This is a genomic window from Hydrogenophaga sedimenti (genome assembly GCF_051857515.1).
GTDB lineage: Bacteria > Pseudomonadota > Gammaproteobacteria > Burkholderiales > Burkholderiaceae_C > Hydrogenophaga.
The window spans coordinates 18,548-31,258 of sequence record NZ_JBPZHA010000012.1 but is presented as its reverse complement, the minus strand read 5'-3'; the positions used below and the strand labels follow the sequence as shown (position 1 = coordinate 31,258).

The following is a 12,711-nucleotide window of genomic DNA, read 5'->3' as shown; positions in this document are numbered from 1 at the left end:
TGTCGTCCGAATGGGTCAGTGTAGTGAGGCGCCGCGGGGCCGCGGCCTCAATCTGTAAGCACCCGTACCTTGACGCTCTTGCCCTTGATGCGGCCGGCGTTGAGCCGGCTGGCGGCCTGTTCGGCGATGCCGCGGTCCACCGCGACATAGGTGGACCATTCGTTGACGTTGATCTTGCCGATCTGCTCGCGCGTGTAGCCCAGGTCGGCGGTGAGCGCGCCCAGCACGTCGCCGGGGCGGATTTTCTCCTTGCGCCCGCCCTGGATGTGCAGCGTGACCATGGGCGGCTGCAGCGGCTCTTTGCTCGCGGGGGTGAGTTCGCTGACCGGATGCCACGCGGACTCGCGTCCCTGCAGCTGTTCGATGCGGCCCACGTAGCCCATCTCGTTCATGCTCGCGAGGTTCAGCGCCAGGCCGCTCTCGCCGGCACGGCCGGTGCGGCCGATGCGGTGGATGTGCACTTCGGGGTCGGGCGTCACGTCCACGTTGATGACCGCGGCCAGGCTGGCGATGTCGAGCCCGCGGGCGGCCACGTCGGTCGCCACCAGCACCGAGCAGCTGCGGTTGGCGAAACGCACCAGCACCTGATCGCGTTCGCGTTGCTCCAGCTCGCCGAACAGCGCCAGCGCGCTGAATCCCTGCGCCTGCAGCACGGCCACCAGGTCGCGGCACTGCGCCTTGGTGTTGCAGAAGGCCAGCGTGCTGGCGGGGCGGAAGTGCAGCAGCAACTGGCTGACCACGTGCAGGCGCTCCTTCTCGCTGACTTCGTACCAGCGCTGTTCGATCTGTCCGCCGCTGTGCTGCGCCTCGACCTTGATGGTCAGCGGCTCGCGCATGAACTGCGCGGCCAGCTTGCCGATGCCTTCGGGGTAGGTGGCCGAGAACAGCAGGGTCTGGCGTTCTTTGGGGCACTGCTTCGCGACCTTCACGATGTCGTCGAAGAAGCCCATGTCCAGCATGCGGTCGGCCTCGTCGAGCACCAGGGTATTGAGCGCATCGAGCTGCAGGCTGCCGCGCTCCAGGTGGTCCATGAGGCGGCCCGGTGTGCCGACCACGATGTGCGCGCCGTGCTCCAGCGTGGCCAGCTGCCCGCGCAGCGGCACGCCGCCGCAGAGCGTGACGACCTTGATGTTGTCTTCGGCGCGCGCCAGGCGGCGGATCTCGGTGGTCACCTGGTCGGCCAGTTCGCGCGTGGGGCAGAGCACCATGGTCTGCACGGCGAAGCGGCGGGGATTGAGGTTGGCCAGCAGGGCCAGGCCGAAGGCGGCGGTCTTGCCGCTGCCGGTCTTGGCCTGCGCGATCAGGTCCTTGCCCAGCAGGGCGGGTGGCAGGCAGGCCGCCTGGATCGGCGTCATGGCCAGGTAACCCAGCTGCTGCAGGTTGGCCAGGGTGGCGGGCGGCAGCGCAAGGCTGCCGAAGTCGGTGCTGGAGGGGCGGGGGGCTGCGGGGGAGGCTGAGGTCATCCCCGATTATCGGCGCAGCACCTCCGCGGGCACGGCTCAGGAGCCCAGGGTGAAGTGAAACGCGGCGCCCAGCCCGGGTTCGGAGAACGCCCAGACCTTTCCCCCATGGCGCATCACGATGCGTTGCACGATGGTCAGGCCGATGCCGGTACCGGCGTATTCGTCGTCGCGGTGCAGGCGCTGGAACGGCCCGAAAAGCCGGTTGGCCGATGCCATGTCGAAGCCGCAGCCGTTGTCCCGCACGAAGAAGACGGTTTCGCCGTTGACGCTTTTGGCGCCAACATCGATGCGCGTGATCTCGCTGCGCGCAGAGAACTTCCAGGCATTGCGCATCAGGTTGTCGAGCAGGCTGTGCATCAGGGCAGGGTCGGCCATGGCTTCCAGCTTGGGCGAAACCCGCACCTGGGCAACCCGCTTGGGGTCCGACTCCAGGAGTTGTGCGGCGATCTCGCTGGCGATGGCACTGATGTCGACCACCCGCAGCTGCATCGGCACCTGGTTCAGGCGCGACATGTGCAGCAGGGCATCGATCAGGGCGCCCATGCGCTGGCCGGAGGTGGCGATCCGGTGGATCAGGTCCAGTCCGTCCTGTCCCAGTGTCTCGGGATGGTTGCGGATCAGCTCCTGGCAGAAGCTCACGATGACGCGGACCGGTGACCGCAGGTCGTGCGCCACCGAATAGCTGAACGATTCGAGCTCCTTGAGGCTCTGGTGCAGCTCGGAGGTGCGTTCGGTGACCAGGTTCTCGAGCCCTTCGTTGAGCATCCTGAGCCGGATTTCGCTCTGCTTGCGTTCCGAGATGTCCTGGACCACGCCGGTCATGCGCTGTTGGGAGGCGTGGCCGGCATCGAGCTTGATCCAGCGCGGAGGCAGTCCTTCGGCCAGCACACGGAACTCCTCGCTGAAGTGCTTGAGCGCGTCCAGGCTTTCCGTGAGTCTGGACTGGACCGTGGCCCGTTCGCCGGCATCCACGCGCGCCAGCAGGTCGGCCACGGTGTGGGGCTGGTCCTGCTGCCAGCCGATCAGGTCGGCGGAGCGCGGCGAGGTGGTGATGGCCTGGCTGCCGGTGTCCAGTTCCAGCACGCCCATGCTGGCCGCATCCAGCGCCTGCTGCAGCAGGCGCCGGTTGTCGCTCAGCTCGGTTTCCAGCTTGTGCCGCTCGAAGGCCATCTGGATCGTGGCGTGCAGTTCGCGTTCGGAGAAGGGCTTGAGCAGGTAGCCGTAGGGACGGGTCTTCCGGGCCCGTTCCAGGGTCGAGTCTTCCGAGTAGGCGGTCAGGTAGATGACGGGGATCGCATGGGTTTCCTGCAGCCGGGCGGCCACCTCGATGCCGTCCATGTCGCCCTGGATGTGGATGTCCATCAGCACCAGATCGGGCAGGGTCTGTGTCACCAGATCGAAACTCTCCTGGCCCGAGACGGCAATGGCCGGCACGTCATAGCCCAGCTGGGACAGGCGCTGTTGCAGGTTGAAGGCAACGATGCTCTCGTCTTCCACCACCAGGATGCGGGCGGGATTTTTCATGGGCGATGTCCTAGGGAAAAGCGCAGGGTGAAGCGGGTCGGATCGGCGCGCCGGATGTCCAGCGAGCCTTGCAATTGCCGGGTCAGCAGCTGCACGAGCTGCAGGCCCAGGGAGCCGCAGCGGTCAAGGTTCTGGTCGGTCGGGATGTCGATGCCGTCGTTGCTGATCGACAGTTCGACGTCGCCATTCGGCGCCTGCCGCAGGTCCACCTGGATGGTGCCACGCCGCCCGCCCGGAAAGCCATGCTTGAGCGCATTGCTCACCAGCTCGTTGACGATCAGGCCGCAGGGGATCGCTTCATTGATCGGCAGCTTGACGTTGTTGGCCGAGATCTCGATGCGCACATGGCCGGCCACCATGCCGTAGGAGTCCATCAGGGTCGGCAGCAGATCGCCGAGGAACTGGTGGAAGTCGACCTGGGCGAAGTCGTGCGACTGGTAGAGCGTCTGGTGGATCATCGACATCGACCGGATGCGGTTCTGGCTGTCGCGCAGCATGGTCACCACGTCCGGGTCTTTGATCTTGAGCACCTGCAGATCGAGCAGGCTGTGAATGACCTGCATGTTGTTCTTCACGCGGTGATGAACTTCTTCGAGCAGCAGCTCCTTCTCGCGCAGCGCCTCATGGATGCGCCGTTCGCTCAGCTTGCGCTCGCTCAGGTCCAGGATCACCGACAGGATCATCGGCCCCTCGCCGGTGTCCACCGGGTTGATGCCGATCTCGACCGGGAATTCGCTGCCGTCCTTGCGCAGGCCGCTGAGGTCGCGGCCGGCCCCCATGGGACGCGCGGTGGCCTCTTTCTGGAAACCCCGGCGGTAGCCGGGGTGTGCGTGGCGGTAGCGTTCGGGCACGAGCACTTCCACCGGTTGACCCAGCAGCTCTTCGCTCGGATAACCGAATGTGGTCTCGGCCAGGCGGTTCAGGCGGGTGATGATTCCTTGCTGGTTGACGACCACCATCGCCACGGGAATTCTGTCAAACGCCTGACCGAGGTATTCGTCCAGCCGGATGTGCTGTTGGCTCATCCACAAAATACTAAGCCGGATTCAGGGTGCATGCACGTGAAAAACTCCCTCGGCCGGCGAACTGCGAGACCGGGTAGTACCAAGCACCTCATGGCGCCGTCACGCGGTCAGCAGATAGTCCAGTTCCAGCTGGCTGAAGCCGGCGGCACGGCGCGCGGCGTCGTTGAACGGCGGCTTCAGGCGCGGTGCGCTGTGGGTGCGTGCGAGGTGCCGGTAGTGCGCGACCGGGTCGAGCTGCTGGCGCTCGCAGAGCCAGCCGTACCAGTGGTTGCCGATCGCGACGTGGCCGATCTCGTCGCGCAGGATGAGGTCCAGGATCTCGACCGCCTGCAGCGCGGCCGGTGTGCCGACCTTGCGCAGCCGGGCCTGGATCAGTGGCGTCGCGTCCAGCCCGCGCGCTTCGAGGGTGCGTGGCACCAGCGCCATGCGTGCGGTGATGTCGTGCTGTGTCTTGACGCACATCTCCCACAGGCCGTCGTGGGCCGGACAGTCGCCGTAGTCGTGGCCCAGGCTGCGCAGGTGGGTGCGCAGCAGGCCGAAGTGCGTGGCTTCCTCGTCGGCCACGCGCAGCCAGTCGCGGTAGAAGTCGGCCGGCATGCCGGCAAAGCGCCAGACCGCGTCGAGCGCGAGGTTGATGGCGTTGAACTCGATGTGGCAGACCGCGTGCAGCAGCGCGGCCAGGCCTTCGTCGGTGAAGGGAGAGCGGTGCGGCACCTCGGTCGGCGGCACCAGCACCGGGCGCTCCGGCCGGCCCGGCAGCACTTGCATGGGAGCGGCAATCGCCGCACCGGGCGACAGGGCCTGTTCGCGTCGGGCCTCGTCGGGCAGGGCGGACAGTGCGCTCCAGAGTGCGTGGGTGGCCTCCATCTTGGCCTGCGGATCGGGCAGGCACAGCGCCGCGAGCGCGCGCCCGCGCAGGCCGGGCAGGCCGGGCAAAGGGGAAAGCGGAGCGGTGGAGGCGTCACGGGAGGGCATCCCTACAATTCTAGGTTTGCAACCTGCGCCCCAGGCGCGCACCCGACGGAGACACGGATGGCGATTTACGAACTCGACGGACGCAAACCCGACATCGCGGAATCGGCCTGGGTGGCCGACAGCGCGCAGGTGATGGGCGACGTCACGCTGGGCGAGGGGGCCAGCGTCTGGTTCGGCGCCATCGCGCGCGGCGATTCCGACCGCATCGTGGTCGGCGCGGGCAGCAACATCCAGGACGGCTGCGTGCTGCACGCCGACGACGGCCTGCCGCTGGTGGTGGGCGAGCGCGTGACGGTGGGCCACCAGGTCATGCTGCACGGCTGCACCATCGGCGACGAGTCGCTGATCGGCATTGGCGCCATCGTGCTCAACGGCGTGAAGATCGGCAGAAACTGCCTGGTCGGCGCCGGCTCGCTGGTCACCGAGGGCAAGGAGTTTCCCGACGGGGCGATGATCATGGGCAGCCCGGCCAGGGTGGTGCGCCAGCTCACGCCCGAGCAGATCGAGGGGCTGCGCAAGAGCGCGCAGCACTACATGGACAACGCCCGGCAGTACCGCCAGGGCTTGAAAAAGATCGGTTGAGCCGCAGCTGTCGGCTTTTGTTTCGCAGAAAGACCCGCGTGTCCGAACTCCACAAATTCATGTTTGAAGGCCTGCCGGTGCGCGGCATGCTGGTGCGCCTGACCGATGGCTGGCAGGAAATCCTGCGCCGCCGCCAGCAGGCCGGCGGTTATCCCGCGGCCGTGACCGAACTGCTGGGCGAGATGACCGCCGCCGCCACGCTGATGCAGGCCAACATCAAGTTCAACGGCGCGCTGATCCTGCAGGTGCAGGGCGACGGCCCGGTGAAGCTGGCCGTGGCCGAGGTGCAGCCCGACCTCACGCTGCGCGCCACCGCCAACGTGATGGGCGAGGTGGCCGAGGACGCGCCGCTCTCGCACATGGTCAACGTGAACAACCAGGGCCGCTGCGCGATCACGCTCGATCCCAAGGACCGCCTGCCCGGCCAGCAGCCCTACCAGGGCGTGGTGCCACTGTTCGGCGACAAACGCGAGAAGCTGGAAAAGCTCAGCGAGGTGATCGAGCACTACATGCTGCAGAGCGAACAGCTGGACACACGCCTGGTGCTGGCCGCCAACGACCAGGTCGCTGCCGGCCTGCTGATCCAGCGCCTGCCGCTGCAGGGCCAGGACAACCTGTCGGGCGCGGGCGCCGTGGCGCGCGACGAAGACCAGATCGGCCAGAACGAGGACTACAACCGCATCGCGATTCTGGCCGCCAGCCTCCAACGCGAAGAGCTGCTGACGCTGGACGCCGAGACCATCCTGCACCGCCTGTTCTGGGAAGAAGACGTGCGCCGTTTCGAGCCGCTGGCCGGTGCCGAAGGGCCCCGTTTTGCCTGCACCTGCTCGCGCGAGCGGGTGGGCGGCATGCTGCGTTCGCTGGGTCGCGACGAGATCGAATCGATCATCGCGGAGCAGGGCCAGGTGGAGGTCGGCTGCGATTTCTGCGGAGCGCAATACCGCTTCGACCCGGTCGATGCCGCGCAGGTGTTCCTGCAGGCCGCCAGCCAGCCGCCAGGTTCCCCCGGCGTGCACTGAACCGGCGATCCGGCGCAGGGCCGCCCCAAGCCGGATCAGCGCCCTCGGGGGGCAGCGACCCGTGCACGGTGGAGCGTGGGGGGCATTCTCAGATTCCTGGCTGGGCGAGGTAGGCCGCGATGTCGTTGGCTTCGGCGGCGCCGATGGAGCCGCCGAGGAAGCCCATGCCGCCCTTGTTGCTGGCAATGGCGCCGAGCGTGTTGGACGCAGACGTGCCTCGCAGGATCTTGCTGATGTTCTGCGTCGGATCACCGCCGTGGCAAGAGGCGCAGTTGCCGGCGTAGAGGCTCTTGCCGTTGAGCGCCGAAGCGCTGGCCGCCGGTGCCGGGGCAGGCGCCGGAGCCGGAGCGGGGGAGGGAGCCGGTGCCGGTGAGCCCGGTGTGGTGGAGCCGGCATCTGCCGGCGCAGCGGCGGTGGTGGTCCCGGTCGACGGTGCCGGGCAACTGCTGGCCCTGGTCAGCACGCGCTTGTCGTGCTCGCGCTCGCTCTCGTGTTCGTCGTCGTTGTCATCGTCGCCATGGCTGGCGGGCGCGGCCGCCGGCGTTGCGACCGGCGTCGCTGCAGCGGCCGGCGCGGGCGCGCTGGTGCTGCATTCGTTTTCGGTCACGGTGGTGTCGCCGCCACCGCCGCAGGCGCTGAGGGTGGCAATGGCAAGAGTCAGGGCGCAAAGGTGCAGGCTGGTGGCGGATGACATGGTGTGCTCCTGGTGGCGTCAGATGTTGGGCTGGGTCAGATAGGCCGCGATGTCGTTGGCCTGTGCCGCACCGATGGTGCCGCCGAGGTAGCCCATGCCGCCCGTGTTGCCGGCGATGGCATTGAGCGTGTTCCCTGCAGAGCTTCCCTTGAGCACCTTGCTGATGTTCTGCGCCGGGTTGCCACCGTGGCAGGAGGCGCAGTTGGCCTGGTACAGCGACTTGCCGTTGAGGGCCGACGACGACGCGGCAGGCGCGGCGGCGGGTGCCGGTGCGGGAGCGGCTGCAGGAGCGGCCGCGGTGTCGGTGCTGGCCGTGGTCGTGGCCGCGGGCGTGGTGGTGTCGCTTCCGCCACCGCCGCCGCAGGCGGTGAGGGTGGCCAGACTGGCGGTCAGGGCGATCAGGGTCAGGCGTTGGAGACTGGTGTTCATGGCAGTGGGCTCGTGGCGGTGGATGGTTGTGGCGCGGTGAGGTGAAACCGGGGGGTGTTGGTGGAGACCTGCCCGTCGCGACCGACGGCGAGGTAGCTGGCGCCCTGGCTCTGCAGCCAGTCGATGGCGCCTTCTTCTTTGAGCATGGCGATGGTGGTCAGGGCGCCGCCTGCGGTGGCGTTGGGCGCCAGCACGCTGATGGACTGGTGGACACTGACCGGCCAGCCAGTCAGCGGGTTGAGGATGTGGCAGTAGCGGCGGCCATCGACTTCGATGAAGCGTTCGTAGTCGCCGCTGGTGGCCAGGCCCCCTTGCTTGAGCGATGCATGGGCGATGCGGGCCAGTGGCTGGGTGGCCGGCGGGCGCGGGTGCTGGATGTCGATGGACCATGGTGGCCTTTGCTCCCCCGACGGGACATCCAGGGCATGCAGGTCACCACCGAGGTTCACCAGCGCGCTCTGGACACCCGCCTCACGCAGCACGAACGCCGCGCGGTCGGCCGCGTATTCCTTGCCGAAGCCGCCGAAGTCGATCTCCATGCCGGTCTCCACAAGGCGGACGCGCTCACCGTCGAACTGCACCCGCTCCCAGCCGATGCGCGACCGGGCCTCGGCCAGCTGTTGTGGCGAAGGCAGCGCTCCGGCCGAAAAATCCCAGGCCCTGCGCAGCACACCGGAAGTGATGTCGAACAGGCCATCACTTTGTCTCCACAACTGGTCCGCGAACATCAGCAGCTGCCGGGTCTCGTCGTCCACCTCGACCGCGCTCTGGCCAGCCGCGCGGTTGATGCGCGAGACCACGCTGTCTTTGAGGTAACGCGAGAACTTCGCTTCGATGCGCTGCACCTCGGCGATGGCCTTGCGCGCCGCCAGCTCCGCATGCGAGCCGGTGGTTCCGCGCAGGTGGAAGCTGCAGGGGCCTCCCATGGCGCGGAACTCGAACAGCAGGGTCTGCATGGCGGCAGCGTTCCGGTCAGAACTGGTGGGTCACGCCGACCTGGATGGTGCGGGCGTTCATCGGCGTCAGGCCGGGACTGCCGCCTCCCATGCGCAGGCTGGAGGACTGCCGGTACAGGTCGAGCTTGACGTCGGCCGTGGTGTCCTTGGACAGTGCATAGGCGACCTTCATCGACCAGTTCCAGGCGCCAAAGGCCGACAGCCGCTGGTCCGCGGACCGGTAGCCCGAGATCGCCGCCGCGCGCTGCATGGTGGCCGCCGTGTTGTAGTTGCCGTTGCTGTCGAGCACGGGGTCGAAGTAGAACGAGGCCGCGCTTTGCATGTAGTAGCGCACCCCGGGCGTGAAGGTCCAGGGGCCGACCGCTTTGACCAGCTCCAGATCCACGGTGTGGGCACGAACCCCGAAGGAATCCGAGAAATAGCGGTAGCTGGTGCGGGCCGTGGTGTCCAGCGACGCGATGTGGTGGTTCCAGCGCGCCAGGCCGATCCAGCTGTTGCGCTTGTCCGGGCGGTTGTCGAACAGCTTGTAGGGGTCGTTGAAGTAACCCGATCCCATGGAGCGCGTCAGGTTGAACTGCACGATGTCCGACGCAGTCAGCACCTGCGTGACGCCACCCATGATTTCGTTGACGCGCTTGCGCTGGTTGATGGCGGTGTTGACGCCGTTGGACTGGTTGTCGATGCGGTCGCGCGAGAAGCCGGTGCCGATGGTCCAGGTGCGGTTGTTGTCGTCGCTCGACCAGCGGGTCTGCAGTCCGAGCGCCCTGGAGTTGTAGTCGTGTTCGTCCGACAGCGCGAAGCTGGCCGAGACGGCCGCGCGGCTGAAGTAGCGCGTGACCTTGACGTCGCCGGCCTTGCGGTCGTCTTCCATGCGACTGGCGCCCGAGCGCGAGGTGTGCATGCGCGGCGACGCGCCCGAGACGCTGTCAACCACGCCGGAGGCTTCGACCGACCACTGCTCGCCGATGGGGGTCATCAGGTAGACCTGCGGCGCGTTGACGGTGACGCGGGTCCAGCCGGACTCGCTGTCCTGGTAGTTGCCGTATTTCAGCGACAGCGTGGATTTTTCCGGTGGCGATTCCGCCCGGGCTTCGGAGGGAAGGGCCAGCGCGAGGGTCGCCAGACCCGGCAGCATCAGCGAGGCGAGCAGGACGCTGCCGGCGGTGTTGTGTTGTGCTTGTTCATTCATGTTCCGGTCCTCAGTTGCAGCCGCAGCCGCCGCCGCCCACGCCGTAGCCGCCGCTGGCGGCTTCTTTGCTGCCGTAGATGTGTTGCATGAAGCGCTGGTCCAGCGGATCGGCTTCAAAGGTCATGGCCGGCTTGGCCAGCTGGCCCTTTTCCCAGGCCTGCACCTGGCCGAGGCTGGAGCAGCCGGTCAGCAGGGTCACGCCGGCCGCCAGTGCGATCAAAAGTTGGGTGCGCATCGTCATTCCTTGATGTGGAGGGCTTGCTTGATCTGTGCTTCGAGTTCGTCCCGGTTTTCGGCCTTGAAGCCCTGGTGGACCATCAGGACCTTGCCGTCGGGACCGATCAGCATCGAGGTGGGCATGCCCTTGACCCCGTACTGCTTGGGCGCCTGGCCCGCGCTGTCGAAGGCGATGTCGAACTGGGCCGGGGTGGCGGCCAGGAAGGCCCTGGCGTCCTCGGGTTTCTGGTCGAGGTTCACGCCAACCACACGCAGGCCCTTGGCGCCGTAGCGCTTCTGCATGTCGTTCATCCACGGAAACGACTGCTTGCAGGGGCCACACCAGGAAGCCCAGAAATCGAGGTACACCGTCTTGCCTTTGTAGGCGGCGAGCTGCACCGAGCCCTGCGGGCCGGGCAGTTCAAAAGCGGGCGCCGGTTGCCCGACCTCGATGGCGAAGGCGCTGCAGGTCAGCAGGCCGGTCAGGGAAAGGGAGGCGATGTCCCTCAGGAGGCGGGGTCTTTGGCGCATGTGATTCCAGACAACTTTTAAATTTGGGAAAATTTCCCTTAAATGTTAACCTCGCTCCCGGTGATGTCAAGGTTTCGCCTGGAAATTTGGTAAATAAACCCATAAACTTGTGTCATTCGGCGTCCGCGCCAGAAACGCCTCAGGGCGCAGAACACCCCGGTCATGAGCCAGCCACCCGATCCCGACAGCGCTTCGCCAGGCGCCGGATTGCCCCAGCCCGAACTGGCGGCTGCGGCGGTGTTGCGCCTGCTGCGGCCGCTGGCGCGGCTCATGATCGACCACGGCCTGCAGCTGCCTTCGATGGTGGAACTGCTCAAGAAAGCCCTGGTCGATGAGGCCGTGGCGAGTTACGGTCCGACCGACCGCAGCAACTCCGATTCGCGCATCGCGATCCAGACTGGTGTGCACCGCAAGGATGTGCGGCGCCTGCGCGAGCAGGTGCCCGACGACTCCGGCCTGACGCCGCCCATGGTTCCGATCGCCACCGCGGTGGTCGCCCGCTGGATCAGCGACCCGCGCTTTCTGCGCGCCGACCGCACGCCCTTGCCGCTGGCGCGCACCCCGCGTCTTGGCCATCCGGGCGAGCCGGACTTCTCCATGCTGATCGCCGAGGTCAGCCGCGACGTGGGTGCCCGGGCCGTGCTGGAAGAGCTGCAGCGGCTGGGCGTGGCCACGGTGCAGGAGGACGGCATGGTGCAACTCAATGACACCGCTTTTGTGCCCAAGGAGGGGTTGAATGACTCCTTCCACTTCCTGGCCAACAACGTGGGTGACCACCTGTCCACCGCCGCGCACAACCTCTCCCCGCACCGCGTGGGACCACCGCTGCTCGAACAAAGCGCGTTTTCCGATGGCCTGACGGTGGAGCAGGCCGCCGCCCTGCAGCAGGCTGCCCGTCGGCTGTGGGCCGACGTGCTGCAGCAGTTTCTGGTCTCGGCCACCGTGGCCGAGCAGCGCAGCCAGGCGCAGGACGCTCCCAAGGTGCGGGTCCGGTTTGGTGTCTATTTCAGCCAGGTGGACCAGGAGGAGGTCGGTGCGGAAGCTGCGCCGAAGTCCACCGCCCGGCGTCACAAAAGAAAGAGCAAGCCATGAGAGAGGTTTCCACTCCCGCCGCCACGGTCAGTCGCCGTCACTGGATCGCGCTGGCGGTGGCTGCGCTGACGGGTTGCGGCGGCAGTTCGAACACCTCTGGCGACGGTGCGGCCACTGGCGGCGCTGCGTCGGGCGGTTCTGGGTCGACCGCTTCTGCCGGCCCGACAGGCAACGATGGTTCCACGCAGACGGCCGGCACCCCAGGTACGGGTGGCACCGGCATTTCGGTGCTCGGCGCGATCTCGGGTTTCGGCAGCGTGATCATCAACGGCGTGCATTACGACGAGAGCGGCGCCCGGATCACGATCGACGGCGCGGGCGCCAGCAGTGGAGCCTTGCGGCTGGGCATGGTGGCCGGCATCAGTGGCACACGCTCCCCCGACGGCCTGACCGGTGTGGCGCAGGCGATCGACATCTGGTCGATCGCGCAAGGCACCGTGACCGGCGCCAGCGGTGACAGCTTCACCGTGATGGGCATGAACATCGCGCTGAAGGCCTCGACCTTTGCCGACGTGGCTCCCTCCGTGGGCCAGACGGTCGTGGTGTGGGGGCTGCAGGCCGACGCCGACGGTCGCCAGTGGGTGGCCACGCGGGTGGATGCCGCATCAGGCCATCGGGCGACGGTGACCGGCCGCGTCGAAGGTTCGGGCGAGAACCGCTCGGTCAACGGGATCCGCCTGACCGGCGACAAGGCGTCCGGTCTCGGCAGTGGTCTTTACCGCCTGACGGGGGAATGGGACGCCGAGAAGCAGCAGCTGGAAGTCGGTGCGGTGCGGCGCATCGATGTGCGCGGCGACACCGGTTCCGGCAAGGTCGTGGAAATCGAGGGCGTGGTGACCTCTGCGCTGTCCGGCGCCTACTTCATGCTGGGCTCGGTGCAGGTCGACGCCTCGGCGGTGGCCGGTGCGGCGGCGGCCTTGCAGGTCGGGCAGGAGATCGAGGTCTATGGCAGCTGGCAGGGCTCGGTCCTGGTGGCGACCAAGATCGAGAACGAGGACCACGACTGAGGTCCTCGC

Annotated in this window: 14 protein-coding genes; 4 read left to right on the top strand and 10 right to left on the bottom strand. The window is 67.4% G+C overall.

Annotation, left to right across the window (positions count from 1 at the left end; genetic code table 11):
* Positions 1–47 precede the first annotated feature (47 nt).
* The 4 genes from dbpA to ACS5NL_RS18340 all read right to left on the bottom strand — a co-directional run bounded on the left by dbpA (position 48) and on the right by ACS5NL_RS18340 (position 4,987).
* Positions 48–1,463: an ATP-dependent RNA helicase DbpA gene (gene dbpA / locus ACS5NL_RS18355; RefSeq protein ID WP_439355399.1), complete on the bottom strand. Its 1,416-nt coding sequence runs from the start codon at positions 1,461–1,463 to the stop codon at positions 48–50.
* Between the two features lie 36 nt (positions 1,464–1,499).
* Positions 1,500–2,987 carry a response regulator gene (locus ACS5NL_RS18350; protein ID WP_439355398.1) on the bottom strand — a complete coding sequence of 496 codons (1,488 nt, stop codon included), beginning with the start codon at positions 2,985–2,987 and terminating at the stop codon, positions 1,500–1,502.
* The gene (locus tag ACS5NL_RS18345; protein WP_439355397.1) at positions 2,984–4,012 is read right to left on the bottom strand and encodes a sensor histidine kinase; all 1,029 of its coding nucleotides are present in this window, start codon (positions 4,010–4,012) and stop codon (positions 2,984–2,986) included. The genes ACS5NL_RS18350 and ACS5NL_RS18345 overlap by 4 nt, the downstream gene beginning before the upstream one ends.
* Before the next feature lie 99 nt (positions 4,013–4,111).
* Positions 4,112–4,987, bottom strand: a complete 876-nt coding sequence (locus ACS5NL_RS18340) for a ferritin-like domain-containing protein (RefSeq protein WP_439355396.1) — start codon at positions 4,985–4,987, stop codon at positions 4,112–4,114.
* Between the two features lie 57 nt (positions 4,988–5,044).
* Here ACS5NL_RS18340 and ACS5NL_RS18335 point away from each other — a divergent pair, with 57 nt between their 5' ends.
* Entirely contained in the window at positions 5,045–5,569 is a 525-nt protein-coding gene (locus ACS5NL_RS18335; RefSeq protein WP_439355395.1) for a gamma carbonic anhydrase family protein, read from the top strand.
* Positions 5,570–5,607: 38 nt separating this feature from the next.
* On the top strand, positions 5,608–6,588 hold the full coding sequence (gene hslO / locus ACS5NL_RS18330) for an Hsp33 family molecular chaperone HslO (protein WP_439355394.1): 981 nt from the start codon (positions 5,608–5,610) through the stop codon (positions 6,586–6,588).
* An 88-nt stretch (positions 6,589–6,676) separates the two neighbouring features.
* On the opposite strand, the gene ACS5NL_RS18325 is transcribed toward hslO, so the two are convergent.
* From ACS5NL_RS18325 to ACS5NL_RS18300, 6 genes are read right to left on the bottom strand one after another with little or no spacing between them, the layout of a single operon-like run.
* The gene (locus tag ACS5NL_RS18325) at positions 6,677–7,282 is read right to left on the bottom strand and encodes a c-type cytochrome (protein ID WP_439355393.1); all 606 of its coding nucleotides are present in this window, start codon (positions 7,280–7,282) and stop codon (positions 6,677–6,679) included.
* Between the two features lie 18 nt (positions 7,283–7,300).
* Positions 7,301–7,711, bottom strand: coding sequence for a c-type cytochrome (locus ACS5NL_RS18320; protein ID WP_439355392.1), 411 nt, complete (start codon positions 7,709–7,711; stop codon positions 7,301–7,303).
* Positions 7,708–8,667, bottom strand: coding sequence for an FAD:protein FMN transferase (locus ACS5NL_RS18315; protein ID WP_439355390.1), 960 nt, complete (start codon positions 8,665–8,667; stop codon positions 7,708–7,710). Before ACS5NL_RS18315 ends, ACS5NL_RS18320 begins: the two co-directional genes overlap by 4 nt.
* Before the next feature lie 16 nt (positions 8,668–8,683).
* Complete coding sequence (locus ACS5NL_RS18310; protein WP_439355389.1) at positions 8,684–9,856, bottom strand: DUF3570 domain-containing protein; 1,173 nt, start codon at positions 9,854–9,856, stop codon at positions 8,684–8,686.
* A 10-nt stretch (positions 9,857–9,866) separates the two neighbouring features.
* Positions 9,867–10,091 (bottom strand): DUF4266 domain-containing protein, encoded by a 225-nt coding sequence (locus ACS5NL_RS18305; RefSeq protein WP_439355388.1) that lies wholly within the window; start codon positions 10,089–10,091, stop codon positions 9,867–9,869.
* A 2-nt stretch (positions 10,092–10,093) separates the two neighbouring features.
* Positions 10,094–10,603: a TlpA family protein disulfide reductase gene (locus ACS5NL_RS18300; protein WP_439355386.1), complete on the bottom strand. Its 510-nt coding sequence runs from the start codon at positions 10,601–10,603 to the stop codon at positions 10,094–10,096.
* Between the two features lie 162 nt (positions 10,604–10,765).
* On the opposite strand from ACS5NL_RS18300, the gene ACS5NL_RS18295 reads away from it, so the two are divergent.
* Entirely contained in the window at positions 10,766–11,695 is a 930-nt protein-coding gene (locus ACS5NL_RS18295) for a DUF6502 family protein (RefSeq protein ID WP_439355385.1), read from the top strand.
* Positions 11,692–12,702 (top strand): DUF5666 domain-containing protein, encoded by a 1,011-nt coding sequence (locus ACS5NL_RS18290; protein WP_439355384.1) that lies wholly within the window; start codon positions 11,692–11,694, stop codon positions 12,700–12,702. Before ACS5NL_RS18295 ends, ACS5NL_RS18290 begins: the two co-directional genes overlap by 4 nt.
* Positions 12,703–12,711: the final 9 nt, after the last annotated feature.